Below are 640 nucleotides of genomic sequence, written 5' to 3' on the forward strand. Positions count from 1 at the left end.
GGAATAATTATAGTAACGATTTCCCTATTCATAATTCTCAGAAAAGGTAACGATTTTAAAGAGGAAAGCTCCTCTTTCTCAGAAAAAAATAACTTTAAGATTTTTGCTTTTCCTTTTTTATCAGTTTTATGTGCTGTTCTTGGAGGTCTTTTATCAAGGATGGTTTTCCTTCAAAGCAATTTATCTCCTTTCCTTACAACTGAAATAAGATTATTAGGTGCAATAATTTTTTTAATTAGTCTAAAAGGATTTAAGATTAATTTTTTCTTAAAAAACATAGACAAAACACAACAAAAAAGATTTTTTATTTCGGTACTTCTTGGAACAAATCTAGGAATATTTCTACAACAAGTTGTGTTTAAAACCCTTCCCATAGGAGTAGGATGGGCTTTATTAAGCATATCTCCAGTAATTTCCTTATTTTTTGCTAAGACTGAGGAAAGAGAAATTACCAAAAAAATAATATTTTTTACTTGTTTTTTATTTTTTGGCTTGACATTAATAATTCTTTAATCTCTGAGTTAATGTAAAAAATACTCATGTTAATAAAAATCAAATTAAATAAAATTACCCTATAAACACTCAAAACAATGAAAACATTAAAGAAAAAAAGACTCGGCACATTGGAAGTTTATGTTAT

Annotated in this window: 1 pseudogene; it reads left to right on the forward strand. The window is 26.6% G+C overall.

What is annotated here, in order from left to right:
- Nucleotides 1–513 (forward strand): annotated as a pseudogene (locus AMO19_RS08680) (EamA family transporter); the annotation flags it as partial.
- Nucleotides 514–640: the final 127 nt, after the last annotated feature.

Source organism: Prochlorococcus marinus, assembly GCF_001180245.1.
GTDB lineage: Bacteria > Cyanobacteriota > Cyanobacteriia > PCC-6307 > Cyanobiaceae > Prochlorococcus_A > Prochlorococcus_A marinus_F.